Origin of the sequence: Paraburkholderia tropica (genome assembly GCF_914484835.1) — a bacterium.
Taxonomy (GTDB): Bacteria; Pseudomonadota; Gammaproteobacteria; order Burkholderiales; family Burkholderiaceae; genus Paraburkholderia; species Paraburkholderia tropica_A.
In genome coordinates, this window is record NZ_CAJZAR010000043.1 from 60,238 (window position 1) to 84,166 (window position 23,929).

The window sequence follows — 23,929 nt, forward strand, 5'->3', positions numbered from 1 at the left end:
TCTAAAAGTGATGTCGCGGATCGAGCGCGTCTCGCACCCGCATCAGCGTCTTGCCGAGCAGGTTCTGACCTCGCCACTTCGCGGGATCTGCAATGTCCGGGTTACGGGCGTCGAGACCGACGCCCCAGATGCGATCCCAGGGACTCGCTTCCACGAGTACCGTTGGATTCGATGCGAACAGCACGGAGCGCAATGCACGGTTCTGCGCGAACTTCTCGCGACAGCCAACGTACACAATCGATTCGCGCTTCCTGTGCCACAGCGATTCCTCGAAGCCGGTGACCTTGCGGCCAATTGCTTTCTGCTGCGCCGGATCGTTCGTGGCCATCACCGCATCGGCTGAGCGTTCATCCGCGAAAAGCTTCGCCTTCGAAAACATCAAGAACTGCTCGACCGAGGTAAACGTGAAGCCACGGTAAGAGAACTCGCAACGATGCCAGTTGCTGAACTCGTCGCCCGCGCCAAAAAACGCGGTGTAGTTGCCGATCCTGTGCATCGGACGACTCCCTGATCAAGATGGATGGGCCGCCGGATGGCGGACGGATTTCGATGCGCGAAAGCGCGGTCGAAAGCGTTTTAGCAAGTCTGCTTGCTGAAAGGCTCTCGTACCGGGACTGGAAAGAGGCGCCGACCCCGTCAGGGGCCGGCTTTGGGTTACTGGAACAGCGCATCCTGCACCGCTGCCTCGATTTCACGCTCCAGCGAAGCGCTATCCTCGAGTGCAGCGACGAGTCGCGCGTTCATGCCGTCAACGTCGTCGACGCGCTTTGTCCAGCCGTTGCCAAATTTCATGTAGGCAAAACGACGGAAGTCACGCTGTCGCGTTTCGACGCTCAGACCCAGACGCTTGAGGAGGTCCGACATCCGCTCAAGCTTGTCTTCGAGCGTTTCGGCGGGATCTGACGAGCTGGCCGACTTCAGGCCACCATCCGCCATCTCGATGTGATCGTGCCCGTTTGCGGAATTGCCATCGAGCGTGACCGGATGCAGCGTGCGCACATTGGACAGAGCGGCAGTGTCGCTCCCTTCCAGCAGCGCGGCTGCTTCGGTGGCCATCGCAAGCGCAGGAGGCTGGTCTTCGGCGCCGTCGAGCAGCGCGCTGATGTCGATATCGGCATCGAGCACCGTAAGCATCTGGCTCTGGCGTACTGCCTCGCCAGATTCGTTGATGCGCGTGATATCGAACTCGCGCTTCGACATCCAGAAGTGCGTTCCGGTGAGCCGGCCACGCGCGAGCGAAACGGTCTGCATCGCCGAGTAAGCCTTCTGCAGCACATAGATCGAGTTGGTCGGCAACTCGATCAACCCAAGCCCCTTGATCTCGGGGATCGCGAAGATGAAGCGCGCCGACAGGTTGCACTGGCGCGACTGATACTGCGGGCAGCGCTCGGGGTTGCACACGCCATCGGGAATCGACTCATCGTTACGCAGGGTGCTTTTGCGCGGCCCAAAGTTGCGCTGGGCGCGCTGTGCACGCGGGTCGCGCTCGGGCTTCGCGTACAACATGCAGAAGCGTGTACCTTCCGTTCCGTATTCGGAGAAGAACTTGCGGCCGTTGGTCCCCCAGGTCGCCATTTCGTTCGGGATATTCGCCATCCAGTCGTTGAAGGCGAACACGGCCGGGAAGCGATAGAGCTTGAGACCATCACCGCGATCCTCGCCATAGCGACGAAGGATTTCGTCAGCAATGTCCGGGTTGGTGAAGTCCGAGCGACGGCACGTGAAATAAGGCACGTTGCGGGGCGCGAGGGCATTTTTGAGACTGCAACGGCGCTCGATCTCCTCGCCGATTTTCTCGAACGATTCGCCGGCGGCGAGCAGTTCGTCGTAGAGCTTCACCGCCCGCTCGTTTTTTCGTGCGGCCGAGGTCAGCACCTTGATACCCGGCCGGATGCGCCCGATGACGGGTGCGCGCGGCGCGCGCTCCTCGACGATGCTGCGCGCGGCGTTGCCATGCATGCTGATCACTGAATTCACGATGGTTTCCTCGCAAGAATGAAGATCGCCGAAGTGCGCATCTCACCGGCCGACTGCGCCAGAGTGGATGCTGCCGCTTCTCCGCGGCGTGTGGCGATGTGTGAAAGAACAACGCGGCGCTCGCTGTCAGCGAGCATCGCGATCTGGGCCGATTCGCACCGTGCGCGCCAGGTGGCGGAGGCGGTATCGGCGGTCTTGCGCTCGTCGTCGATAGTGTGGCTGATCGTGTCGGCGATACGCTGGTCAAGGCTGTTGGGAAGAAGCACGGGAGCGCCTCCAGGCAGAAGATGAAAAACACAGGACGAAAAAAAACGCGCTCCCCTGGCAAGAGGAACGCGTTTGTGGATTCGGAGGGAAATGACCCATACGCCACGTCCCTTTCGGGGACGTGGCGCACAGGGAGCCAGAGGCTCATAACAGGGAACGGAAAGTCGTTCCCGGCGCGACATGATCACGTCGCGCAGACAGCCCTTTTCCGAAAACGTTGAGTTTTCGCCGCAGGTTCACGGGTCAGTCCACTTCGATCGTTCTACCCAGACGGGGGTCTTGAGAGAGAACACCCGAATGTCCGGGCTCGAACGATGTCGCGGCGCAAATGAATGCGGCCGGCGACGAGTATTACGACTGACGGAAGGGGAGCGGATGGCAAGGCGCTCAGCACAAGAGAGATTCCACACCAGGGCCAGCTGGTCGGAGCATGCCGCAAGGGCACGGCTTGGGACAGAAGATGGACTCCGGGCTACGGAGTCGAGGTCGATGCGTCAGGAGACGCGAGCAATGAAGTCAGTATCAGGCAATTTGCGAGGGAATACCGGGGAAATGATGGCCTATATCGTGCAGCTTTTGCCCGATCTGGTCTGAGGAAACGGGCAGACAATGACCGGTGAGAGAGACCACACCCGAAAAACACTATGGCCGCCGTACTTGAATCGGCGCCGCTACCGGATGAACCGTCCGGCGATGCGGCGCAAGGCGGGACGCCAGGCGCTCCCGCTGTCCTCACCCCAGTTCCCTCAGGCACCGGGCTCAAGCCCATCGAGCGCCTGACGAGCGACACGCGCTACGCGAAGATCATCCCCGATTCGCAGCAGCTCACTGCGCTGCAATACAGCTCGCTTTTCACGCGCACATTCGTGCGTTCGGACTTTAACTTCTGCGCGACGAAGATCTCGGTCGCGCGCGGTGGCAAGCTGCACGCACTCGACAAGACGTTGCGCGAGACGTCCGACTGGTTCACCAAGGCCCTCGCCTGGGTGGAGCAGCACCGCGCGCGCAACCTGCCGTGGCCCTGCGAGACGATTGAACTTGAAGTGAAGCGACCGCTTACCGGTCAGCTCGTGCGGTGCCTGTCGCAGTACGAGCGTCTTTTCAAGCGGGCGATCGAAACCCGCAACGAGCAGAAGCTCGGGGACGAGCGATGCTCGGCAATGATCGCGAATGCCGAAAAGAGGCTCAAACACATCGTTCAGGTGTGCATCCCAGACAACGACCAGTACGACGCCGACGGCAACCGCCGCGAATCCTGACCACGCCCACGTATTAACCGATCCAGCTTGACTTCCTCGCTGGCCGGATACGCTCGTCCGTACACCCTTTATGGAGGACCTGATGGAGATAGACCTTCGAGAAATTCAGGCGCTGCACGCGCGGTACGCGCGCGAGCCTGTCGTCATCGATCTGGAGGCGCAGATGCGCGCGCGCCCCGCCCCGCTGCTGCTCGCGCACGATCCTGCCGTGAGCACGTCTGCGCTACGCCGCATGTGGAAGGCGCGCGCGAACGTCGGGCGCGGCGCGCTCATGACGGTGGGCGGCACGTTCATCTGCGCGGCCATCGGCATGGGCGCAGCGAAGCTCTATGGATCGATCGCGCACGCGAGCCATGCAGCCGCGCACGCGCAGACGACGGTGGCAGCGACCGCGACTTCCCCCGCGTCATATACGGCCGCCAGCGCCAACGGCTCTGCGTCCGCGCTCACCGCCAGCGACTCCGACCAGGCAGCGGGCCGCACCGGCTCGCTAGCCGCTGTCGATCCGGCCGCCTTGATGGGGCAATCACCGCAGGCGGCGACTGGCCAGGTCGCGCCCCCTGCTGCCCCGGACAACTACATGCAGCGCGCGGCGGCGTCGCCGATCAGGCAGGCACGCATTCAACGGCCGGACGCGCGGAGCGAGCATACGCCTGCGATTCAGCCCGTTCCGGCAGCCGTGCGCGAGGAGCACCCGCCGGCGAAGCCTCAACCTTCGACCCAGACGGCAGCCGCCGCGACGCCGGCAGCGTCACAGGCCGAAGCCTCCGCGCCTGTGGCACCGGCGATGCATGTCTCCAGGCACGCACCCCGTCGTCACCTCACACCGATTCATGAAGCACCGCCTGCAAACCCGGACGCGAAACCCGCCGAAGCGAAGCCGGCCGCGGGGCGCGGTGGCGACGTTCAACTTTTCTGAGGCACGCGAACATGAAGAACCAACTCAACGTCACGCTGCTCGCGCCCGGGGCCACGATCGAGGGCAATCTGATTCTGGACCATGGCTTGAGCCTGTTTGGCATCGTGGACGGCAATCTGATCGCCAATGAAGGCCTGCTGCACATTGGTCAGGGTGGGCTGGTCAAAGGCCAGGTCGACGGCGAACACGTGCGCGTCGACGGCACGGTGGAGGGCGATATCCACGCGCGCGGCTCACTCGAAATCAACGGTCGCGTGAAGGGCAATATCTTTTACTGCGGCACGATCAGGCTCGGCCCGAGCGCGTCGCTTGAAGGCCAGTTCAAGCGCGTCGCGCGCGAGCTCGTCATTGAGAACGGCGTGAAGGAAGTGACGGAAGCGCAAAACGTCCAGTCGATCCAGCGGTCCGCCGATGCGGCCGCATAGCATCGCTAATTCAGTTCCCAACCACGGAGTCACACGCATGAAGAAACACCTCGCAACCCTGGTCGCAGCCCTCACCGTTTGTGGTGCCGTACACGCCGCGACGAGCGCACCGGACTACACCCTTTCCGTCGCGCTCTCGCACGACGGTACGCCGTTGGCCACGTCGACGTCGATCATTCGCGACAGCCTCGGTAACGAGTCGCCGTTCCTCCTGGCGAGTGGTCAGAGCATCGGCTACGGCGAATGCACGAAGCTGGCCAACGGCATCAAGTTGAACGCGCGCCAGAAGTTTGTAGGACGCCGGGTCGAGGTGGAGACGAAGAAGTCCGAGGGCGGGTCCTTCGACCTCGTGGTGTCGGCAACCGATACGGTCTCGACCGGCATCGCGAAGACGGGCCCGGCCGACTGTGTCAGCGAAGTCGTCAAAACGTCCGGCCTCGATGTGCGAGACATCGCCGTGCATCTGGATTCGGGCAAAACTGTCGACGTGCCGCTAGGCGATCCGCACTACAAGCTCGTGTTGAAGCTCGTCGCCGAGTAAAAACTGAAACTGGCTGCGATACGGAAAAGGCCGCTCTCCCGGAGAAAGCGGCCTTTTTTCTGTTCCAGCGCTCAAACGAAGCGAGTCCATATCTCCCGAATGCTGCCGATCATTTCGCCACGATCGACCGCCACCCGACGCCAGCGGTTGTCATCTCTGGGAACCGGCGTGTGTTCGCCGTAAACGCGCCCGCCACTGGCGTTGATGCGATCCCATCGCGCAACACGTTTGCCCCTGGCAAGAATGCAGACCATATGATTGTCGAGCGTTCGAAGCTCGCGCGCGCGCACGGCGGCGTGCTCGTAGGAGTCCGCCGGAACGACGACGTTCGAACCATGCATCGAACGCGCCGTCACGGCAAAATCCGTGTCCGGTAACGCGAGCGTCACTGCCCGGGCGGCAGCGTCGGTGGATATTCTGCGCCTCATCGTATTTCCTCTGGCGGGTGTATGGAACTGGAGGTGACCGTAGTCACCCCAGGGAGCGCGGCGCTTCTTCAAAATCCAGCAGGGCGATGCATGAGTCGATGTCGCTAAACCACGCGTCGACGTTCGAAGCATCGAACCTGTCCGACGCAAACACCCGCCCATCGCGCGCCCGCAACAGGAATACGGCTTCAAACGCCGTCTCGCCGATGAAGCAGACGCCCTTCTCGTGCAGATCCCGCTCCTCCGTTGCGTCGATAATGGCATCCGCCTTCCACAGCGTCCCGGCATTCGACCACAGTCCATCCGGGTGCCTCGCGAGGTACTCCGCGAATTCATCCGGCACAGGCTTGCCAAACTTCGTTTCGAACCAGGTCGCAAACCATTCGGGCATCTGGCCCGTCGTCTCTGCGGTCATCGACAATCTCCGTTTTCGCAGTGATGGGCGCGGGCGCGTTCCTCCCGCACGTGCAGCTGCGCGATCTTCAGAACGCAGACGATACTGGCCGCACCAACAATCACGGCGGCCACCGTCGAGCAACACCAGGCAGCGTAAGTGAGGAGCAAGGCAGTACCGATCCACGGTGCTGGGCCGCTATGCGAGGTGAGCGTGCCAGTTTGTTGGTCGTGTCGCCAGAGGCTCATGGGAATCTCAGTGCTGGATGTGAGGTTGCAATCACGGCTCGCTGACTTCGGGGACCTGTGATTCCTGGATGAAACGCGTCGCCGGATTCTTGCGGATCGACGTGATCGTAAGCGTCTCTCGCGCGCGCGTCATCGCGACATAGAAGAGGCGTCGCTCGTCGGACTCGGGGCTCTTCGGGTCGGGCACGATGTTCTCTTCCGAGCGGGTGATCCACACGTGGTCCCACTCCAGGCCCTTCGAACTGTGCATCGTCGTGAGCACCAGCGCGTCCGGCGCCGGCTCGTTGTTCGCCCGCTTAAGAAACTCGATGCGCTCGCTGAAGTTGCCATTCAGGCGCGAGATCACGTCGTAGGTTGCCTGCACAGCGCGCTCGGCGGATTCCTTGCGCACATAGGTCATCATCCACTCGCGCACGCCCTCGAGCGCCAGCGAATAGAACGCGCGCTCGCACAGCGACTGCCATTCCGCCAGGCGCTTCATGAAGTTGCGATAGGCCGTGGCGGTGTCTTCGTTCAGACCGACCGCGACGAGATCCTTCTTCTGTTTCTGCGCGAGCGTCGCGCCCATCGCGTTGTGCAGCGCGGTCAGATCGCGCGTGCTCATCCCGGCATAGCCGAGCACCGCGTCGAGCCCGTTGAGCTTTACGCGCTGCACGATCTGCAGCAGATTGCACATCAGCGCGCCTTCGGGCTGATCCAGCACCGAGCGGCCCGACGCGCGGTAGTACTTCACACCGTGCGAGCGGCACACGGACTCGATGGCGTCCAGCACGCGGTTGGTACGCGCGAGGATGGCGCAGGTCTGGCCGCTGCGCAGGCGCGGGGCCAGCGCTTCGACCGCGGCGGCCGCGTCGTCGTACTCGTCGTGGAAACGGCGTGCGACGATCGTGCCTCCTGCCCCCTTTTCGGCGTGGAGGACCTTTGCAATCCGGTCCGCGTTATGCTGGATGAGCCGGTCGGCTGCCGCGAGGATCTCGGAGCGGCAGCGATAATTGCTCCCGAGCACGACGCGCTGCGCCTCGAATTTGCGGGCGAAGCCCTCCATGCCGCGATAACCCATCGCAGCACGAAAGCCGTAAATGCTCTGATCGTCGTCGCCGACCACGGTGACGCACGCGCCTGCTGCGGCGTGCAGTTCCACCCAGCGGTACTGCAGCGGGTCCGTATCCTGGAATTCGTCAACGAGCAGATGGGTGAACGCGTATGGTTCGATGTCACCGGATTCCATACCCGAGATCGACAGCCGCAGCATGTCCTGAAAGTCGATCTTGTCGTTGCGCGCGAGCGCGTCCTCGTAAGCTGCATAAAGCACGGCTTCCGGAGATCCCTCGATCGGGTGCGTGACGCCGGTCTTGATCTGCTCGATGACCGGCACAGCCTCCTCGACCTTCCAGTTCAGGCCGGTTTCCGCCAGCGCACGGATCAGCAGGCCGGTACGATCGCCATCCGACGCGATGTCGCGTCGTTTGCCCGGGCCCGTAATCTGCCTGAACCCCAGCGAATGGAAGGTGCCGGCCAGCAGGCGCTGTTTCGCGCCCGCGCCGGCGAGCTTGAGAATGCGCTCGCGCAGCTCTTTCGCGGCGTCCTTGCTGAAGGTCACCGCGCCCACGCGCGCGCCGGGCTCGGCGAGCAGCGCAGCCGCCTTGGATGCGATCGTTTTCGTCTTGCCCGCGCCCGGACAGGCGACCGCAAGACAATGACGCCGCGCCTGTGCGACTTCGAGCTGCTGCGGATTCAGGCCATCGAGCATGACTGTGTCCCTTACAGGCCGCGAACCGCCGTCATCAGGCGCAGATGGGTCATGTAGCCGCGAACGCCCACCGGATGGAATTTGCGCAGGAAGCGCGACACTTCTTCGTCGACGTCGCTCTGGTCGCGCACGCCATTCCAGACGAGGAAATCGAAATGGTCCATCACGCGGTCGAAGCGCGTGATCACCGACAGCATGCGCATCGAGAAGCGCGAATAGGCTTCGACCTCGATCGCGAGCGACGGCTTCGTGACGGTCGGCTGGAACACGATATCTCCGCGCGTCATCATCTCGCGCTCGGTGCGCTCGCGAAAGCCCTGCGCCACCTCGAGCTGTTCATTCACGTACGCTTCGAGTGAGTCGAGCTGCTTGTCGAAGAAACTGTTGACCGCGCCCATGTCCTGCTCGCCGAACGTCGAGCGGCCGAAGCGCTGCATGTTGATGCTCATGCGGTTAATGTACGGCCACCATTGCTCGAAGAGCGGCTTCAGGCGCGTGTGGTTCAGGCGCACGGCGGCCGGGACGATTGCCGCGCCCGAAAGCTGACGGTCCAGCAGCTGACGGCCGATCTCGCGGCGGCGGCGAATGATCGCGGCGCGCTCCGCAGGCGGCAGGTCGCGAAAGAGCTTGCGCGTGCGCGCCACCTGCTCGCGCTTCTCGGCCGCTTCACTCTCGCTGATCATGCCCTCGCGCTGGAGCGTCGCGGCATCGCTCTCCATGCGCTGGAGTTCGTCTTCGAGTTCGTGATCGTCCGCACCGTCGGTGACCTGGCGCGGGTCCGCCGGCTCGCCTGCGTCGGTAGTACCTGCGGAGTCGCCCGCGCCCAGGCGCGGTCCCGGGGCGCTCGCCAGTGCAATTGCGTCGGCCGCGACGCTATCGGATTTCGTCAGTTCTTCGTTGATGGTGCTCATGTGTCGATCCTGGGAAGTTGCACGCGCACCAGCGCGCGGCATCACCATATTGTTGCGATCGACGCGATGCCCGGAGAGGCGAAACACGTGCAAATGACGCGGCTTTTCAGATCTGAGCGCAGGGAGCGCCGGCGCCACAAGCGCGACGGCAGCAGGCGCCTGTCGGCCAAAATGCAGAAAGCCCACAGGAAACTGTGAGCTTTCCGGTTCAACGACTGCCAAAGACGGGGCTCAGGTCGATGAGTTTGCTATCCACAGGAGCAGCGGCAGCGCGACCGCCAGTGCCGTCCAGCAGTTGGCGACGAGTGGGACTGGGAGCAGCAACACCACGAATGCGCTGCCCGTGGTCATTAGCAGGGCGTGAATCGCAAGGTGGAACTTCAGCGGGCTTGCGAAGCCCGCTGCGGCCGCCCTGACCTTGCGCCGCATTGTGCCGTCGACAGTTGCCGCAAGGCCCAGGAGGCTGATCCCGAGCAGCCAGGTTTTCATCACTACCGACCGGTAGACCGCGCGATACACAAGCATCCAGAACTGCTTCGCCCAGTTCTGCGCGAAAGCGTGCATGCCGTCAGCATCGAAATCGTCTTCGCCGCCCGCGTCGAGCGTTGCCTGCACTGCACCGGAATCAACGAACAGGCGCCGGAACAACGCATTGGTCGTATCGACGGCTGCCGCCGCGCGATCGTCCCCGAGGGTGTTCGCGACAGACTGCGATTCGACGTCGGTGACTTCGAAGAGCTGCCGGTTTGGGATCGCAGGCAACACCACCGCGGCGATCAATGGCAACACAAAGAACCACCACTTCACGTGGCGCACGAACCGACTGCTGCTAGCCATGGAGCCACGCTCCGATCTGGAACAGAAGATAGACCGGAAAGGCGATGAGTCCACTCATGCCGATCCAGAAGCGAGCAGGGTTACGTGACATCACGACGGCAAGCGCCCACGCGCGAGCGGCGCGGCCGCGACGGAACTCTGCGGGCGGCGGCGCCTGAAGATCGTCCTGCGCGCGCACGGACGACAGCACGCGCGCCGCGTCCGCCTCCTCAAGCCCCGACAGCTTCGCGATCAGCGTAGTCGTGAGCGACATCGTAGTCCTCGAAATAGAGACGGAAGGTTTCGCCGTTAAGCGCGCGTGCGGCCAGCTGGAAGGCCGCTGTCTTCTGCGTGATCCGCTCCGGACAGGCCTCGTTCACCATCTCGGTGACGCCGCCGGCGAAACGCGCCTCGAATTCCGTCACCGCTTCGAACATCGGCGACCAGACATGCTCGCGTTCGCCTTCGCGCGCCACGTAGCGACGCGCATACAGCAGATGCGCGCGCTGGAAAAGGCCGTGCATGAAGGCGACGTGGGGCTCGCCGGTTTTGCGCACGCGCTTGTAGGCGGCCAGACCGTCCTCAAGCATTTCGCGCACGAGCGGCTCACGCTCGCCGATGAACTGGTCGCCAATGAAATCGGCCAGGCGCGAGCACGCGAGCTCAAGCTCGGGTGCGATCGTGAAAACGGGCACGAGGCGCGAGGACAGGCGGTTCTCGCGGATGATTTTCTTGAACACGGTGGAGTTCATGCGTTGAATTGTTTTAGCCTTGGAGAATTGGAATACGTCCCTGATGCACGGAGCCGCCGGAGATGCGCAAGAAATACTGCAGGTTGGGCAACTTCTGGATCAGGACCGTCGGTATGAGCGGGACCTTCTCCAGTTGAAGCGAGCGTGTGACGCCACCATTGAATTCGCCGATGTGGCCTTCACTGCCACGGCTCGTGGAACCGGAGATCTGCACATTGCGGATCGCGGTCTCCCCGACCTTGTCGGAGAACCATTGGGCCGTGTCGCTGTCTTCCAATCTTAGGACTATCTGGTTATTCAAATTGCCCAAAACCTGCAGCATCTTCGCGGCATTCCCGAGTCGTGCCTCCAGGTCCGCGCGCGTCTGGAACGCGACAAATGCCTTGAATCCGGCCCCACGCCCCTTGTTGAGAATCTGGATCACCTGCTCGTTGATCGCCTCCGCGATCTCGTCAATGATCAGTACGATCTCCGGGCGCGTGTCGTAGAAGTTGTAGATCGCACCGCACACGGCCGCCACGTCAGCCAGCGCGAGGGACGCAATGGCCTGCTGGACGATGTTGTTCGACAGCGAATCGAGCTCCATGTAGAGCACGGCCTTCTGGCGGATGATCTTGTCGATGTCCCAGATTTCGCGCTCGTCAGAGAAGTCGTCGACCTTCGGCGCCAGCAGCAAACCGGTCTCGCCAGTCGCCAGCATCTGCAGGAGCGGCAGCGCAGACGCGATGATCTTCATGTAGTGCTCGCGGTCGTGCGAGTGGGTCGCGATCAGGCCATCGACGGCCTCGTGACCCAGATCGTGTTTCCCGTAACGCTCGTTGTAGAGCATCACCATCGCATCGACACGCTGGTTCGGCGCAGCTTTGCCGATCTGCGTGCGCGTCGTCGCCACCTGCTCTTCCCAGTTATCGAGGTTCGCATCGCGGAAAAACCGCTCCAGCGCGCGTTCGAGCAGGTGGGCCACGCCCGACTGTGCGTATTTAAGGATGGAGCGCAGGTTGGGCTTGTCGCCCACGTAGAGCTCGCCCTTCACCGAGCGGTCGATGAAGAGAAACGCGAACTGCCGGAACTGCCCTTCTTCCATCAGCTGCGAAATCCGGCTCGGTATTTCGGACGGCTGCGACCAGCTTTCCAGTGGATTCAGGCGAATGGATTCGGACGGTTTCGCCTGATTGAAGTAGAGGAATTTGCGTCCGGCGCGCTTGCACTCCGTCTCCACGCGTCGCTTCCAGTCTTCGTCGCGCTTCGGGTTGACGATGATCAGCACGTCGCCGAGATGAATCACCTGGGTGGAAATGACCTCGTAAGTACGGGTTTTACCCGCGCCCGTCGTGCCGCCCACGAGCGTGTGACCGCCGAGTGCCTTGTAATGCAGAGGCACGTAGCCCTTCTTCGGCTCCATGCCGTGGATCCACGACGCGCCCTGCGGCAAGCGATCGCGCACGCTGTCGGCGGGCGCGAAGACCTTCTCGATCGTCTCCTCGATCTGTCTGCCGGTCTTTGTCTTGCCCAGCCATTTCGGCAGCCCCGGAATGTCCGTCGTGGGCATGCGCAGGATGTCGTGCGCGATCTGGCAGTGCTTCTGCGTCCACTCGAAGCCCAGGCCCAGGTACATCGAATCGACCTCGCTGCGCATGCGTTTCTGGATGGTCAGCAGGCGTGGCACGTCGAGCGTCGTCAGCCACTTGGTCGAGATGGCCAGCCGGAAGCGCAGCGCCTTCCAGATCTGGCGGCCGCGCACGAGCACGGCGACCAGCACGAGCAGCTCGAACGCCCACCAGTACGGCATGCCTGAGAATGGAAGAACGAAGAGCGCGAGTAGCCAGAAGACCCACGCGCGAAATTCGTAAATCGGACGGAAGTGATTGATATAGCTCGTCGCGGCGTTCATGCTTCGCGCTCCAGAATAAGTTCGCCGGCGCGCACGGCCAGCACGACCTCGGCCTGCACGTTCGAGACCAGCAGGCCGCGACGTCGCAGATGTTCAACGAGGGTGTCGCTCGCCACGCCAAAGCTGCCGACAAGACGTTTCGGAATCGAGAGCCCCTTCTCGGTCCACTCGACCTTCGCGCGTCCGGCCGCCACATCCTCGCGCAAAGCCCTGAAGAAATCCCGAATCATGTTCGGCATTCCCTCGAGCACCTGATCGAACGTCGCCGGCGGCACGGGCGCCTCAGCACGGGTCGTGGAGACGGGTGCGCGCATTGCCGAAGGATCGACGGCTACCGGCGCGGGCACGTCGCCGGGAAAAGGCAGGCCCATCTGCGGGTCTGGCCTTGTTGCCCTGGCTGGCGTCGCCGGCGTCGCTGCGGCGGAAGGCGTGGGATGAGTATCCGCCTTGCTCGCGTCGGCCGGCCCAGTTGCGGGAACTGCCGCAGGCTGGCCGGCCGAAGGCGCTTGCGTGGCGGTATTCGCTTGCATCGGTGCCGCCGGCGTAGCCGATTCGGACCCCGCCAGGGCGCCCGTCGGGGGCGTTCCAGCGGGTGGCGTGGCTGCGCCGGACACGGCGGCCGACGCAGGTACTGCCGTCGCCGAAGCAGGAGGCGTGGCCGCGGCCATGGGCGGCGACGTCACGACCGGCTGCACGGCGGCCGCGACGTGGATCGCGGGCGGCACGGGATACTGGACGGGCTCGTAGATGCCCTGCTGCGCCTTGCGGTCGAAGTCCGCAGCGACCGCCACGGCCTGACGCAACACCTTGTGCACCAGCGACTCGTTGGGCTGCGGTCTGTCGACCGGGTTGATCGCCCCGAACAGGTCGGCGAGCACCGATGCCTCGTATCCCGTCAGCAACGCATGCCCGATCAGGTTCTGAGCAAACAGCGCGGTACGCATACGCTCGACCGGCAGGGGCTGCGCGCGGCGCAGCAGCGAATATGCGCTGCCGGCGAGCCACGGGCCGAGTGCGCCGTGCGCCGCAGGGTTCCATTCGGCTCGATCGCTCGCGCGCGACACCGTGAAGTGACGGTAAGGCTCGTCCAGCCCCGAGCAGACGCCAGCAAGGAATACGGCGTGGTTGTACTGCGGCTCAATGCGGCGCCGTTGCTCGGACGGCAGGTTGGTGCCGAACTTCTGGCCGCCGGCCAGACGCATCGCGTAAAACGCCGTTTCCACCGTGCAGCGAAACGCACCGCCAGGCTCGCGGTAAAGCGTCGGCGAATAAGGCATGCTCGAAAACCAGTCGGCACAGCGCGTGAGAACGTCCGACCAGCGTGTCCGGTAATCGTCCTCGCGGGCCTCGTTCGCCGCCTGCCGGATCAGCGCCACACGGCGATCATGCTGGGCGAGAAGCGCCGAAGCATTCATTGCGACGTGCTGTCCCGCCGCCGTCACAGGACACCGCCGGTCGCCACGCTCGCAGCCTTCTTGAACAGTGAACCGGAGGCATTTGCGCCGCCACCGAACATGCCCGCCATCTTCGGAATTTCAAACGAGAGCAGGAAGATGAACAACGAGAGATCCAGCACGTAAGTTGCGCCCTGTGCGGTCGACAAGCCTTTCGCGGTTGCCGTGGTAATCGCCGTGCTCAACGAGCCGGTAACCAGACGCGAGAGGATCGCGCTAATCACACAGTACATGCCCGCGCTCACCATCCAGTCGAGCCAGGACTTGAAGTAACCGCGCGTGAATGACGAAAATCCGAGCGCTACAGCGATCTGCCCCATCACTATCCCGGCAGCTGCCTGAATCTGTCCGAGGTTATTCATGAAGGCGAACACGACGCTCGTGATCATGAGGATGATGTAGGCGAATCCGAGCGGCGCGAGCGAGATGGTGAGTGCAATATATTCGTACCAGGATGTTGCCCCGTATGCCTTCACAATCGCCTCAAACGCCGCGCCACCAGCCGCCCCGATGGACGCGGCAACCCCTTGCCCCGCACCGTTTTGAATCAGGTTAGCCAGTGTCTGGAACCAGTTATAGAAGCCAGGCGAAAACTTCTGGTAACCGATATAAATGGACGCGAAGATGCCCAGAGTTGCCAGTTCTTCGAACAGCGTCACCCAAGCGGTGACCGGATCGCGGGTTGCTGCGTACCGGGCGAAAGCGAGGATGAGAGTGATCAGACCAAGCCCGCCAGCAAACTTGTCAGATTCGCTCTTCAGGCTCTGGCTGGCTTCAACGGCGGCCGGGATCACGGCGTTGAACAACGTCGTGAATTCGGTTGCTGCGGCGTTCACCCCCTGCGCGACTTCACCGGCTTTAATCGTGGCGCCAACCGTATGGTCACCCTTTGATGGCACGCTGATCGTAGTACCGTTATCAACGGGCACGATTTGCTGGCCGCCCGCCTGGGTGTCGTCGGCGCGGGCGCTCACACTGCCCCCCAACATGGCGACCAACGCGAGCATAGCGACGAGATATCCTTTCAGCCGCATTGGATTCCTCAGTTGGTCGGAAGCGCGTTGAGACGGACACGTTCGGCATCCTGCTGCGTCGTGTAGGCCTCAGCTGCCGAGGCGCGGTCCTTCGCCTCAGCGTTGTCGATAGCCTGACTCTGGGCTTCGCCCTGCGTCTTCGCCGCGGTCAAGTTGAGCAGGTCGGACATCTGGCTGGACACGATGTCGAGGTAATGCGTGGTCAATTGGGCTGTCGCTTCCTGGGTCGGACTGAGCGACAGCTGCGACTGGAGTTCGGCGCGCCGCTGCGCGAGCGTCTGCGTGTGCGACGACACGTCGTTGCCCATCTGGAACAGCTTGGTCGCCGTAGCGTCGCCCTGCTTGTACAGCTCGTTCATGTCCGAAAGCCACTGGGACGGCGACTTGCCCGACGACGAAATCAGGTTCTGCACGTGCGAGATGTACTGGCTGCCCTGCTGGAGATTGCCGTACAGATCGGTCAGGTTCGTCACGTATTTGTTGATGCTCGTGAGGTCCCCGGAAATCTGGTCGTACTGCGCCTTCATCGCCGTCGGATTGAGGTTCGTCGCCTGAAGCAGTTGGTTCGCCATCATCTGGTATTGATAGGCGATGTTCGTGTCCTGGTAGATCTCGCCCTTCACGGCCTTGGCCGCCGTGATGAAGTTCTGCGCAAAATTCGTGGGGTCGAACACGACCCACTGGGCCCGCGCGGCCGAGGACACGCCAAGAAGCATTGCCGCGGCTACGGCGGCCTGGAAAATGGTCTTTTTCACGGATTCCCCTTCATTCGAGAGTGAGCATTTCCTGCATGTAGTTTTCACGCCAGTGCTCGGCGCCCGACGTGAAATGCTTGTCGAGAATGTTCTGCGCGCGCCCGTCAGCGCGCATTGCGGCGAGCGTCTCCTTGTCGAAGCTCGTCTGCAGCATGCGCGAGGTGCTGGGCGTGACCCACAGGTAATCGCGGTTGGGCACCGCGTCTGCGATCTGGTCGATCTGCCCGTCCGAGAGCCCAAAAATGTCCGAGTACAGCTTCTTGTTGCTGCGCGCGTCCGGGTTGGCCAGATAGACGATGTTCTGCAACTGCTCCTTGAGAATTTCAAAGTTCGGCACCCGCTCAAGCTGCTTGAGCGACTGCGTCGCAAGGGCGAGCATCGCGTTCAGGCGGCGGATGGTCACCGCCCACAGTTCGAGCCGCGCGTAGAAACGCGGATACATAAAGAAGAAGCCGCACTCTTCGACTTCGATCACGGTGAAACGCTTGCCATCGAGCCACTGCGAGATGCGATAGAACGCGTAGTCCATGAACAGGATCGCGGCCTCGGGATTGTTCTGGAACAGGTCGCCGCATTCGATCGACAGGTTCTCCGAGAGCGAGAAAGCATCGTCCTCGTGGTCGAAGTACTGGCCGTTCTTTTCGCCCTGGGTCCAGATACGCAGGCGCTCGCGCAGGTCGGCCGACAGCAGCGACGTCAGGTACGAGAGCGTCCAGAATTTCGGTTCGTACCCTTCGCCCAGTGTCATCACCTTCTCGAATATCTCGCGCTCCTGCTGCGGCGTGCAACGGAACTCTTCGTCCTCGATCGCCATCTGCACCCACGTCGACACGTATTCGTAGTGCCGGCGGTCGAACAGCAACGAGAGCGGGTTCACGCTCGTGGCCGCCTGATAGCGGCCGGTCACGTCGATGAAGTGGCCACCGGATAGCACGGTAGGTATGCGGGTCGAGCGCTCCTTGTCGAAGCGGATGCGGCGCGCGTCGTGCCTCGCCATCTGCGACAGCAGATAGTTCAGGATGATGGTCTTGCCCGCGCCGTTCGGCCCGACCACCAGCAGGTGCGCGCGGCCGCTCGGATGGTGCAGAACGACGCGCTGAAGCGTGCGGTGCCGTGTCGGCAGCAGCGTAACCGGGCCGGTCTTGCGGCCGAACTGCTGGGTCAGCCATTCGTTGACTTCGGGACCCTCATGCACACCCCGCAGCGGCGCCACGTCCGACACGGCCGCTGTTTCGACGAACTGCAACCGCTTTTGCTGGTCCCAGCGGCCAGGCAGTGTCGATGCCCACGCAGCGCCAAGATTGCGCTCCTCAAGCACCACACCAAAGCCGGCGTTGCTGATCCGCCCGACCACGTCAGCCGTTGCCTGATCGCATTCGTCGACGGTCGCGCCGTAGACGATGATGGAGATGTTCGCGAAGCCAAACTGCTGGCCATCGGCGGTGAGCCGGGAGAGTGCATCCTCCGCCTCGGTGGCGAGGGTCTCACGCCCCTTGTCGTTCTTTTCCTGCTCCTTGGTGATGTACTGCTTGATCATCGCCCACGGATTGATCGCCGCGACCTTGTAGAACTTGCGCATCGCCTTGATGAACGCCTCGGCGCGGCTCGTGTTCAGAAAGCGGAACATCACGCAGATATCAAGTTCTGCGTCGACGTCGCCCAGCACGTCAAGCGCCGCTTCCTGAAAGCCGAGCCACTCCTTGACCGCGATGATCTTGGCGAAGCGCTTGCCGTGCGCCGACTCGAAGAGCAGGTGTTCAGCACCGTAGGTCACGTGCGATTCGGTGAGATGCGTGTCGAGCATCGTCACCGGATAACGAACGCGCCGCGGCGGCACCGACGGGTTAGCAGTCTGATGCAGGTACGCGAGCGCATTCTGCAATTCGAGGCGCTTCATCCTGAGCCGCCCCACCCCGCCGCGCCATGCGTCCAGTACGCCCTCGAACCGCTTGATGTCGGCGGTTAACTGGTCGATGTCGAACGCGAACGCGTTGCGGGTGAGCAACTGGTCCCGGATCGACTCGAAGATCGCCAGCGGGAGCGACTTGCCGCCGACCTTGAGGTGATAGCCGACCTTCTCGAAGAACTTGTTGATGCCGCTCTCGGGCGTGAAGGCAAGCGACACCGAATGGGTGTTGCGGAAGTACTGGCCGCTCGTTGCCGCTTTCTGGTTGATCTCGTCGATGCGCGCGTCCATCGGCGACGCAAAACCGCCCTCGATCGTGCTCCTGACACGCCGCTTCGAGCGTCGCCACCACGCGGTCACCCGGTGGTCGAAGTTCTTGCAGGCGTGGTCGAGATTGTTTCGCGCAGCGGCGATATCGCCCACGTTCGGCGTATCAGCATCGATACCTTCAAACGTGAACGACGTCAGCAGCGATCCGTCCTTGTCCAGCACAAGGTGAGGTGTCACCATCGTCGCCCACGGCGCGATCTCGTGAACTGGGCTGCGCTTGAGCGCCCCGCGTCTGGTGGCTTTCAGCATGCGGGCTCCTGCTTCACGAAGGCGGCGCAGAGTCCCTTGCCGATGTCCTCAAGAGCACGGATGCAGTGCGGATCGTCTGAGGCACCGTTGAACGTGACCGACGCCAGATACGAACCCTCTTCGATCATCACAAACCCAGGCGCCACCACCGAGGACCACGGCACAGCCCCGCGTCCGGGCGCTGTGTTCTTTCCAGATTTCAGCATGGGAGATCCTGATCGAATCCGTAGGGACGGCGAAAGCGCGCCGAGGTCTTGTGCATCGGCGATGCCTCGTGCACGTCCGGGTAGCGGTTGTAGATGATCAGCACGACGCGCCACCATGGATCGCGCGCGCTCATCCAGCGCAGGAAGATGTGCACGCCAACGCCAAGACCAACGAAGGCCGGGATCATGACGAGGTCGAAGCCGCACGAATAACAGAGCAGCACCGTGATCAGACCGTTGCCGAGCGCGAGAACGCGATCAGCGCCGCCAATCTGCCGGGGCAACGAGAGGGCGCGGCTGACCTTGATGCGCTTACGTGCAGACATAGCTGATCTTGAAGTGGTTTTTCAGGATCGGCAGCGCGCAGGCCGCGAGACCGATGCCCAGCACACAGCCCGAGAGGATCTTGGCGATCGTGCCTTCCGAGGACGCGATGGCGATGAAGCCGAAGATCAGGAGCACGAGACCAATACCAAAGAGCCACGGGCCGCTGATCCAGCCCGAGATAAGACAGATCACGTCGGTCGCGGACCCCAGATCTGACAGGTCGGTGGCCGACGCGACGGGCGCAATCGCGCTGAGGGCGGCCGCGATGAGGGTCGTGCGCATTTCGCGCCGGCTGAACAGCCACGTGCCCGCCGCCCGGGCCTGGCGAGCGGCAAATTTGAGGTGAGACAGCAGTTGCTTCATCATGGATTGGTCCACTCCTGTGGGTTAGAAAACGCGTTTGAGGATGTACTCGCCGTTGTCGGCGCCGCGGATTTCGAGGATCTCGGAGACGTGGCGCAGCTCGCCGGTGCGCTTCATGTGCACGACGTAGTGAAAGCAGCTGGCGATGTTTTCGCGCAGATCGGCGATGTCCCAGCGCGTACCGGACGGCACACCGAGCATGGCGAGGCTCTCGAGGCGGCGCAGGCCGCCACGGGCGTTGCTTGAGTGGATCGAACCCAGGCCACCATCGTGGCCGGTGCTCAGCGCCTGGATGAAGTCGTACGCCTCGCCGCCGCGCACCTCCCCCACCACAATCCGGTCAGGGCGGAATCGCAGGCAAAGCGCCACCAGCATCTGGGTGGTCACTCCGGTATCGGCATTCGAGAGCAGCCGCAGCAGGTTCGGCACGGTGAGCTTCAGCTCCGCCGTGTCCTCGATCGTGATGACACGGTCCGTGTCGGGGATCTCTGCGCCGATCGCGTTGAGCAGCGTTGTCTTGCCCGAAGACGTGCCGCCCGCAACGAGGATGTTCTTGCGGGCACGCACGATTTCGCGCAGCGCCTGGCGCAATGCCTCGTTTTCGGTGCCGGGCGGGAAAAACTCGTGCTCCCGGTCGTCACGTGCCCGCGCGAGCGAAAATGCGCCTTTGTTCACGTAGTCATCCAGCGACAGGCTCTTGTCGAGATGCTTGCGAATTGCGAAGGCGTCGCCGTTGATAGAGGTCGGGCGCATGACCGCCGCGATACGCAGGTTCCCGTGACCGGCGTTCAGAATGCCCTGGCCGGTCCCTGCCCTGGCGGACTTCTCCACGGACGACGCGAGCGCGTGAATTGCACCGTTCACCATCGCTGGATGGATTTCCAGATCGAGGCGACTGAGCACGCCGCGGCGTTCGATCCAGATATCGCTGGGGTGATTGACCATCACCTCGGCTACGTCGGGCGATTCGAAATATTCCTGTAGCGGACGCAACGATGCGAAGAACAGATCGACCGCGCTCTTTTCAAGGCGGTTGAATCGCAGGAGAGGAGTATCGGCATCTTCGGACATGCTGGTATTTTTCCGGCGCGCCGTCGCCGCGATGGAGCGAAAGGGCCGCTATATTCGGCAGCTTTGCAATGACGTCTTCGTTGGCCTGCGGGGAGCCAGTTGCGCGCTGGTTTGTCGATTCCGGGGTGACAGGCGCCTGTCGGCCTTTTTGCGGAAAGCTCCACTTTTTGAGCAGCTTTTGACCCGCCTGCCCGGACACGAATCGCGTAGTCGTCGGCCAGGTCGACAGCCAATCCCGATGCGCTGCAGACGAAAAAAAAGCCCGGCTCAAATGAGCCGGGCTGTGTGCAGGGAATTGGCACTGTCAGACGATCACCTCGACGACTTCGCCGAATGGTGGATCTTCAATGCGAGAGAGCGGTACGGTCGCGCCCCACAAAACCGGGTACGACGAAGCAGACTGCGGAAACCGTCCGTCCATGTCCGTCAGGTAGACGAGAAACGCGGGATTGATGCCCTCGCGCTCGATCCAAGCAAACGGTTCGACGAACGACGTGCCCCCACCGCCCTTTACCGGCGCGAGTTCGATCGGGTCGCCCCGTTCGAATATCTGCACCTGGGTAATGCGGGTATCGCAGTCCAGCACGATCAGCCTCGCCGGTTGCAGCGTTTCGGCGACGTGGATCACTTCGCCAGCGAACTGACGTTGCGTCTCGTCGAAAACCGAACCGCTGGCGTCACGCACAAAGACCGCGTCTCCCACTGCCGGGCTATGCAACGCCGGCAGATAGAAGCCGAGATGCAGATACCGGCGATTTGGCATCGCATAGCTGTAGTCGTCGCGGGTCACCTGCTGCGCGAACCGCATGAGGATCGAACGCCAGTCCACCGACGCCTCGGCGGCCGCTTCCACGACCGCAGTCAGCCCTCCTGGCAGTTTGCCGCGCATCTGGGCTGCTTTCGCAGCCTGAAGCGTGGCCACCTGCCATTCGGCTTCCCTTACCGCCTTGTCGCCGGCCGTCGGGTAAGGGCGGACCTCGCCGCAGGACGGTGGGGAAGACTGATCGGGAGCCGCTGACGGTGTGTTCGCGCCGTTCGCGGGTGCCTGTTGCCCACCGGGCGCGTTCGCCCCCGGTTTGCCGCCAGACTTCTCCTGTTCCTTCTGCCTCGCCTCCTGCGTGAGGACCGCGTAAATCTCCTCGGCCGATCGCCCATAAAAGCGCGGATCGTCGAGGCAACCTGGCGGCAATGCCATGCCCGCCTGTCTGACGATGGGGTTGATCGCGTAGTCGCACGCGTCGTTCCAGCGTTCAGCGTCGCGCGGGCCCTGCCGGAAACAGTGCCCGCCGGCCACATGCAGGATCTCATGCGCGAGAACGCCACGACACTCATGATCGTTGAGGGTGGCGAGGTATGCCGGGTTGTACCCCAGCGATTCCCCGTCCACCCAGAACGTCTTGCATGTCGCATCCTCGACCACCTTCAGGCGAAGCGCCAGCACGCCGAAAAACGGTTGGTCCATGACCAGCGCCGTGCGCTGCTTCGAGATGCGGGGATCCATCGTCACCTCACGCTGCGATGCGCAGCTGCGGCGCGTGACCCGACGTCGGCATGGCCACCTGCGGCTTGCCGCCCATGAAGGCCTCCATCAGTTCCTCGATCTCGCTGGCCTTCGCGGCCACCTGCGAGCGAAGCACCTCGGATTCCTTCAGGTCGTTGCCCGTGTGCACGGCCAGATGACGCTTGGCCTGTTCGAGAATATGGACGAGCTGCGGATCGTTGCTGAAATTCAGCTTCGGCAGCAGACCGCACAGCTCGCGCACATTGTCGGCTACGTCCATACGCACGTTGTTGCTCGCGTACAGGCGGTTGGCCATCGCCGACACCGCGTCGTAGAGGCGGTGCACGATGTCCTGATTGGCGTTGTTGATCGAGCGCATCACGTGCTGATCGATTTCGCCACGCAGGCTCGTGAGCACGTCTTCAGGCAGATCGACACCGAACTGGCTGGCGTCGGGAAACGGCAGCACCGACATGCGAACGCCGAACTTCTCGCCAAGCTGCGCGAGCGTCGGATAGTCCGCCTCGTTGAACAGGCCGTTCATCTCGGCGCGCGCGAGTTCCTTGAGGTCGAGGTAGTCGGTCAGGAAAACCTGCACGGCCAGATCGAACTCATCCTTCATGCGGCGCATCTGCTCCGCGAACTCCATGTAGATCTGGGTGGGCAGCAGACGTACCGACAGCTGGTTGTACTCCAGCGTGTGGTCGTAGAAGTGGCGACGAATGCGACCGCCGAGCGACATCACTTCCTTGAAGCTCGGCGCGTGCTCGGGCAGCAGTCGCTTGTTGAAGCGGCCGATGCCTTTTGTGGCGTGGTTCTTCTCCACCTCTTCGGTGACTTTCTCATCGAAGCGGCGGGCAGCCCACGACGAAATGGTGACCGAGCACAGCATGACGCGCGATTGGATATCGGTGATGTTCATGGAAATAGCTCCAGAAAATGAATGAAATGAAAGTGCGGAAAATGACAACGAAGCGCGAGCGCGATGCGCCCGCGACCAGCAGGAAGGAAGTTGCGGAGTGGGAGCGCCGCGAGGTCTGATGCGTTGACGAAAGACAGGAATCAGCCGTGGATCAGCTTGCCGATACGACTCTCGGCGCCGGTGCACTCACGAATGAAATCGTGCGTACTCGCGAGCGCCGGGGTCTTGCGTACGGCATCCGTCACCAGCAGGGCGGCGAACTCCGCGCAGCCCGCGTCGATGAGACGGTTCACATAGACCAGCACGCGGGCGAGATTGCTCTCTTTTGCGTACATCGCCAGCGCCGCGCTGATCGCGTAAAGCGCCGACGGAGCGGTTGGAATCGCGGCTGCATCGGGCGCAGCGAGAATCGCGTCGGGGGACGGCAACTCGCGATAGATGCCGATGAAAGCCATCAGCTCTTTCGCAGCACCCTCGCCCACCGAACCCGCGTAGGAGATCAGTTCCAGATCCTTCGGCACCACGCCCATCGTTCTGGCCACGAAGTTCCAGCTGCGGGGACTCGGCGACTTTGAGATGTCGCCCGCGGCCTTCTGCGCGGAGAGCAGGTCCGGCCGGAAGCGCAGGAACGCGACCAGCTCGGCGGGCACGCCATGGGTGAGTGCCCACGACGTCCACTCCTGGATGTCCGCGACCAGCTCGACGTGCGTGGCAAAGCGGTCCATCAGTGGATCAAGAATGCCGCTCACGCCCGCGTTGTCCTTGCGCCGGTTGGTGGCCGCGAGGAACGTGACGTTGTCCGGCAGCTTGTGCTCGCCGATGCGACGTGCGAGCAGCAGTTGCATCTTCGCGGCCTGCACCGAGGGTGCGGCCTGCCCGAGATCATCGAGGAACCAGATCAGCGGCCGCTTGCGCGCCTGCAGCGCGCGCTCGAGGTCACCGAACGGCAGGAAGCGCGCCGACTGACCGTCGGGCGCTGCGAACGGCAGGCCCTTCGAGTCGGTCGGATCTTCGACGACCGGATGGCTGATCAGCAGATCGTGATCGAGTTCGTTCGCGACCTGCTCGACGATATCGCTCTTGCCGACGCCCGGGCGACCACTGACGATGACCGGCAGGCGCTGGGGCACGTAGGCGAGAAGGAGAGATATCAACTGGGAAGCGTTGACTTGCATGGTGAGGTTTCCTGTGCAGAAAGCCCCGGGCGAGTCACGTCCCCGGCGGGAGCGTGTC

The 23,929-nt window shown here is 62.9% G+C and carries 26 protein-coding genes; 4 read left to right on the forward strand and 22 right to left on the reverse strand.

The window, feature by feature from the left end; all coding sequences use genetic code 11:
• Position 1: 1 nt before the first annotated feature.
• The 3 genes from LDO54_RS12745 to LDO54_RS12755 form a co-directional block, all read right to left on the reverse strand.
• Entirely contained in the window at positions 2-496 is a 495-nt protein-coding gene (locus LDO54_RS12745; protein WP_224010773.1) for an NADAR family protein, read from the reverse strand.
• 158 nt (positions 497-654) lie between these two features.
• Positions 655-1,977 (reverse strand): recombination directionality factor, encoded by a 1,323-nt coding sequence (locus LDO54_RS12750; protein ID WP_224010774.1) that lies wholly within the window; start codon positions 1,975-1,977, stop codon positions 655-657.
• Positions 1,974-2,243 (reverse strand): DUF7696 family protein, encoded by a 270-nt coding sequence (locus tag LDO54_RS12755; RefSeq protein WP_224010776.1) that lies wholly within the window; start codon positions 2,241-2,243, stop codon positions 1,974-1,976. Before LDO54_RS12755 ends, LDO54_RS12750 begins: the two co-directional genes overlap by 4 nt.
• 645 nt (positions 2,244-2,888) lie before the next feature.
• Here LDO54_RS12755 and LDO54_RS12760 point away from each other — a divergent pair.
• From LDO54_RS12760 to LDO54_RS12775, 4 genes are all read left to right on the forward strand, one after another.
• Positions 2,889-3,503, forward strand: coding sequence for a DUF1845 domain-containing protein (locus LDO54_RS12760; protein ID WP_124262096.1), 615 nt, complete (start codon positions 2,889-2,891; stop codon positions 3,501-3,503).
• 70 nt (positions 3,504-3,573) lie between these two features.
• Positions 3,574-4,422, forward strand: a complete 849-nt coding sequence (locus LDO54_RS12765; RefSeq protein WP_224010778.1) for a hypothetical protein — start codon at positions 3,574-3,576, stop codon at positions 4,420-4,422.
• 11 nt (positions 4,423-4,433) lie between these two features.
• Positions 4,434-4,847 carry a bactofilin family protein gene (locus tag LDO54_RS12770; RefSeq protein ID WP_224010780.1) on the forward strand — a complete coding sequence of 138 codons (414 nt, stop codon included), beginning with the start codon at positions 4,434-4,436 and terminating at the stop codon, positions 4,845-4,847.
• 37 nt (positions 4,848-4,884) lie between these two features.
• Entirely contained in the window at positions 4,885-5,388 is a 504-nt protein-coding gene (locus LDO54_RS12775; protein WP_224010782.1) for a hypothetical protein, read from the forward strand.
• A 71-nt stretch (positions 5,389-5,459) separates the two neighbouring features.
• On the opposite strand, the gene LDO54_RS12780 is transcribed toward LDO54_RS12775, so the two are convergent.
• From LDO54_RS12780 to LDO54_RS12870, 19 genes are all read right to left on the reverse strand, one after another.
• Positions 5,460-5,816, reverse strand: coding sequence for a type IV pilus biogenesis protein PilI (locus tag LDO54_RS12780; RefSeq protein WP_224010784.1), 357 nt, complete (start codon positions 5,814-5,816; stop codon positions 5,460-5,462).
• Between the two features lie 43 nt (positions 5,817-5,859).
• Complete coding sequence (locus tag LDO54_RS12785) at positions 5,860-6,231, reverse strand: hypothetical protein (protein ID WP_224010786.1); 372 nt, start codon at positions 6,229-6,231, stop codon at positions 5,860-5,862.
• Positions 6,232-6,489: 258 nt separating this feature from the next.
• Entirely contained in the window at positions 6,490-8,208 is a 1,719-nt protein-coding gene (locus LDO54_RS12790) for an ATP-dependent helicase (RefSeq protein ID WP_224010788.1), read from the reverse strand.
• An 11-nt stretch (positions 8,209-8,219) separates the two neighbouring features.
• Complete coding sequence (locus tag LDO54_RS12795) at positions 8,220-9,119, reverse strand: ATPase (RefSeq protein ID WP_224010790.1); 900 nt, start codon at positions 9,117-9,119, stop codon at positions 8,220-8,222.
• 231 nt (positions 9,120-9,350) lie between these two features.
• Positions 9,351-9,956 (reverse strand): DUF4400 domain-containing protein, encoded by a 606-nt coding sequence (locus LDO54_RS12800; protein WP_224010792.1) that lies wholly within the window; start codon positions 9,954-9,956, stop codon positions 9,351-9,353.
• On the reverse strand, positions 9,949-10,209 hold the full coding sequence (locus tag LDO54_RS12805; protein ID WP_224010794.1) for a hypothetical protein: 261 nt from the start codon (positions 10,207-10,209) through the stop codon (positions 9,949-9,951). Before LDO54_RS12805 ends, LDO54_RS12800 begins: the two co-directional genes overlap by 8 nt.
• On the reverse strand, positions 10,166-10,687 hold the full coding sequence (locus tag LDO54_RS12810; protein ID WP_224010796.1) for a hypothetical protein: 522 nt from the start codon (positions 10,685-10,687) through the stop codon (positions 10,166-10,168). Before LDO54_RS12810 ends, LDO54_RS12805 begins: the two co-directional genes overlap by 44 nt.
• A 13-nt stretch (positions 10,688-10,700) precedes the next feature.
• Positions 10,701-12,578 (reverse strand): conjugative transfer system coupling protein TraD, encoded by a 1,878-nt coding sequence (gene traD, locus LDO54_RS12815; protein ID WP_224010798.1) that lies wholly within the window; start codon positions 12,576-12,578, stop codon positions 10,701-10,703.
• Positions 12,575-13,993: a TraI domain-containing protein gene (locus tag LDO54_RS12820; protein WP_224010807.1), complete on the reverse strand. Its 1,419-nt coding sequence runs from the start codon at positions 13,991-13,993 to the stop codon at positions 12,575-12,577. Before LDO54_RS12820 ends, traD begins: the two co-directional genes overlap by 4 nt.
• 23 nt (positions 13,994-14,016) lie before the next feature.
• Entirely contained in the window at positions 14,017-15,039 is a 1,023-nt protein-coding gene (locus LDO54_RS12825) for a type IV secretion system protein (RefSeq protein ID WP_224010809.1), read from the reverse strand.
• Positions 15,040-15,074: 35 nt separating this feature from the next.
• Positions 15,075-15,821 carry a DUF4141 domain-containing protein gene (locus tag LDO54_RS12830; protein ID WP_356789811.1) on the reverse strand — a complete coding sequence of 249 codons (747 nt, stop codon included), beginning with the start codon at positions 15,819-15,821 and terminating at the stop codon, positions 15,075-15,077.
• A gap of 10 nt (positions 15,822-15,831) precedes the next feature.
• Complete coding sequence (locus LDO54_RS12835; RefSeq protein ID WP_224010811.1) at positions 15,832-18,306, reverse strand: VirB4 family type IV secretion system protein; 2,475 nt, start codon at positions 18,304-18,306, stop codon at positions 15,832-15,834.
• Positions 18,300-18,512, reverse strand: a complete 213-nt coding sequence (locus tag LDO54_RS12840; RefSeq protein WP_224010813.1) for a hypothetical protein — start codon at positions 18,510-18,512, stop codon at positions 18,300-18,302. The genes LDO54_RS12835 and LDO54_RS12840 overlap by 7 nt, the downstream gene beginning before the upstream one ends.
• Positions 18,506-18,838 (reverse strand): VirB3 family type IV secretion system protein, encoded by a 333-nt coding sequence (locus LDO54_RS12845; RefSeq protein ID WP_124262113.1) that lies wholly within the window; start codon positions 18,836-18,838, stop codon positions 18,506-18,508. The genes LDO54_RS12840 and LDO54_RS12845 overlap by 7 nt, the downstream gene beginning before the upstream one ends.
• Positions 18,825-19,205: a conjugal transfer protein TrbC gene (locus LDO54_RS12850; RefSeq protein ID WP_224010815.1), complete on the reverse strand. Its 381-nt coding sequence runs from the start codon at positions 19,203-19,205 to the stop codon at positions 18,825-18,827. The genes LDO54_RS12845 and LDO54_RS12850 overlap by 14 nt, the downstream gene beginning before the upstream one ends.
• Positions 19,206-19,226: 21 nt before the next feature.
• Complete coding sequence (locus LDO54_RS12855) at positions 19,227-20,273, reverse strand: CpaF family protein (protein ID WP_224010817.1); 1,047 nt, start codon at positions 20,271-20,273, stop codon at positions 19,227-19,229.
• A 304-nt stretch (positions 20,274-20,577) separates the two neighbouring features.
• Positions 20,578-21,774 (reverse strand): vWA domain-containing protein, encoded by a 1,197-nt coding sequence (locus LDO54_RS12860; protein ID WP_224010820.1) that lies wholly within the window; start codon positions 21,772-21,774, stop codon positions 20,578-20,580.
• Between the two features lie 7 nt (positions 21,775-21,781).
• Positions 21,782-22,696: a hypothetical protein gene (locus tag LDO54_RS12865; RefSeq protein ID WP_065058028.1), complete on the reverse strand. Its 915-nt coding sequence runs from the start codon at positions 22,694-22,696 to the stop codon at positions 21,782-21,784.
• A gap of 140 nt (positions 22,697-22,836) precedes the next feature.
• Positions 22,837-23,871, reverse strand: a complete 1,035-nt coding sequence (locus LDO54_RS12870; protein ID WP_224010822.1) for an ATP-binding protein — start codon at positions 23,869-23,871, stop codon at positions 22,837-22,839.
• Between the last annotated feature and the right edge of the window lie 58 nt (positions 23,872-23,929).

Bases quoted from the DNA above. Each gene is read 5' to 3' on its own strand.
- LDO54_RS12785 (WP_224010786.1), bottom strand. From the start codon at position 6,231: ATGACCGCAGAGACGACGGGCCAGATGCCCGAATGGTTTGCGACCTGG.
- LDO54_RS12870 (WP_224010822.1), bottom strand. From the start codon at position 23,871: ATGCAAGTCAACGCTTCCCAGTTGATATCTCTCCTTCTCGCCTACGTG.
- LDO54_RS12800 (WP_224010792.1), bottom strand. From the start codon at position 9,956: ATGGCTAGCAGCAGTCGGTTCGTGCGCCACGTGAAGTGGTGGTTCTTT.
- LDO54_RS12835 (WP_224010811.1), bottom strand. From the start codon at position 18,306: ATGCTGAAAGCCACCAGACGCGGGGCGCTCAAGCGCAGCCCAGTTCAC.
- LDO54_RS12810 (WP_224010796.1), bottom strand. From the start codon at position 10,687: ATGAACTCCACCGTGTTCAAGAAAATCATCCGCGAGAACCGCCTGTCC.
- LDO54_RS12855 (WP_224010817.1), bottom strand. From the start codon at position 20,273: ATGTCCGAAGATGCCGATACTCCTCTCCTGCGATTCAACCGCCTTGAA.
- LDO54_RS12850 (WP_224010815.1), bottom strand. From the start codon at position 19,205: ATGATGAAGCAACTGCTGTCTCACCTCAAATTTGCCGCTCGCCAGGCC.
- LDO54_RS12760 (WP_124262096.1), top strand. From the start codon at position 2,889: ATGGCCGCCGTACTTGAATCGGCGCCGCTACCGGATGAACCGTCCGGC.
- LDO54_RS12825 (WP_224010809.1), bottom strand. From the start codon at position 15,039: ATGCTCGCGTTGGTCGCCATGTTGGGGGGCAGTGTGAGCGCCCGCGCC.
- traD (WP_224010798.1), bottom strand. From the start codon at position 12,578: ATGAACGCCGCGACGAGCTATATCAATCACTTCCGTCCGATTTACGAA.
- LDO54_RS12775 (WP_224010782.1), top strand. From the start codon at position 4,885: ATGAAGAAACACCTCGCAACCCTGGTCGCAGCCCTCACCGTTTGTGGT.
- LDO54_RS12860 (WP_224010820.1), bottom strand. From the start codon at position 21,774: ATGGATCCCCGCATCTCGAAGCAGCGCACGGCGCTGGTCATGGACCAA.
- LDO54_RS12770 (WP_224010780.1), top strand. From the start codon at position 4,434: ATGAAGAACCAACTCAACGTCACGCTGCTCGCGCCCGGGGCCACGATC.
- LDO54_RS12765 (WP_224010778.1), top strand. From the start codon at position 3,574: ATGGAGGACCTGATGGAGATAGACCTTCGAGAAATTCAGGCGCTGCAC.
- LDO54_RS12790 (WP_224010788.1), bottom strand. From the start codon at position 8,208: ATGCTCGATGGCCTGAATCCGCAGCAGCTCGAAGTCGCACAGGCGCGG.
- LDO54_RS12845 (WP_124262113.1), bottom strand. From the start codon at position 18,838: ATGTCTGCACGTAAGCGCATCAAGGTCAGCCGCGCCCTCTCGTTGCCC.
- LDO54_RS12795 (WP_224010790.1), bottom strand. From the start codon at position 9,119: ATGAGCACCATCAACGAAGAACTGACGAAATCCGATAGCGTCGCGGCC.
- LDO54_RS12780 (WP_224010784.1), bottom strand. From the start codon at position 5,816: ATGAGGCGCAGAATATCCACCGACGCTGCCGCCCGGGCAGTGACGCTC.
- LDO54_RS12865 (WP_065058028.1), bottom strand. From the start codon at position 22,696: ATGAACATCACCGATATCCAATCGCGCGTCATGCTGTGCTCGGTCACC.
- LDO54_RS12840 (WP_224010813.1), bottom strand. From the start codon at position 18,512: ATGCTGAAATCTGGAAAGAACACAGCGCCCGGACGCGGGGCTGTGCCG.
- LDO54_RS12745 (WP_224010773.1), bottom strand. From the start codon at position 496: ATGCACAGGATCGGCAACTACACCGCGTTTTTTGGCGCGGGCGACGAG.
- LDO54_RS12820 (WP_224010807.1), bottom strand. From the start codon at position 13,993: ATGAATGCTTCGGCGCTTCTCGCCCAGCATGATCGCCGTGTGGCGCTG.
- LDO54_RS12805 (WP_224010794.1), bottom strand. From the start codon at position 10,209: ATGTCGCTCACGACTACGCTGATCGCGAAGCTGTCGGGGCTTGAGGAG.